At 62.4% G+C, this 521-nt stretch carries 1 protein-coding gene; it reads left to right on the top strand.

The window, feature by feature from the left end; genetic code table 11:
• The first annotated feature begins 176 nt into the window (after positions 1-176).
• Positions 177-461, top strand: coding sequence for an SDR family NAD(P)-dependent oxidoreductase (locus AC1DS5_RS25615; RefSeq protein ID WP_477721052.1), 285 nt, complete (start codon positions 177-179; stop codon positions 459-461).
• Positions 462-521 lie beyond the last annotated feature (60 nt).

The raw sequence follows: 521 nt of genomic DNA, 5'->3' as shown, positions 1-521 counted from the left end.
GGGCACCCGCAGACGCGACCGCGAACGCAATGGCCCTGCCTGCTCCTCCGGCGCCGATGAGCAGCACGGATTTGTTTGCGGGATGGAGCCCCTCCCACTCCATACCGAGAACGCAACCCAGGCCGTCAAATATTGCGCCAACCCAGCGACCGTCAGGGTTACAGCGGATAACGTTGATGGCGCCAACTTCACGCGCGGTCGGCCTCACGCGCACATTGGCGCAGGCGTGGTCGGAAGACGGCATTCGCGTCAATGGTATCGCGCCGGGGCTCGTCGACACCAAGATGACAAAGGTCACGACAGCGAATCCAAAGCGGCTGGAAGGCGCGATTGCCAGGATCCCGCTGCAGCGGCTCGGCACGCCTGCCGATATGGCTGGCGCTGCATTGTTCCTGGCGTCGCCGCTGTCATCCTATGTTTGCGGTCATACGCTGGTCGTCGATGGCGGTTTGATCCTTTAAATTCACGGCGCCTGCATCGCGACGGAACCAGTACTGGCTTCAGGCATTACACCGGCGAGA

The sequence above is a fragment of the Polaromonas sp. P4_H1 genome, assembly GCF_056400945.1.
The sequence above is the reverse complement of the archived record's forward strand: the minus strand, read 5'-3'. Positions and strand labels throughout refer to the sequence as shown.

Excerpts from the sequence above, each read along its gene's own strand:
- AC1DS5_RS25615 (WP_477721052.1), top strand. The coding sequence starts at position 177 with ATGGCGCCAACTTCACGCGCGGTCGGCCTCACGCGCACATTGGCGCAG.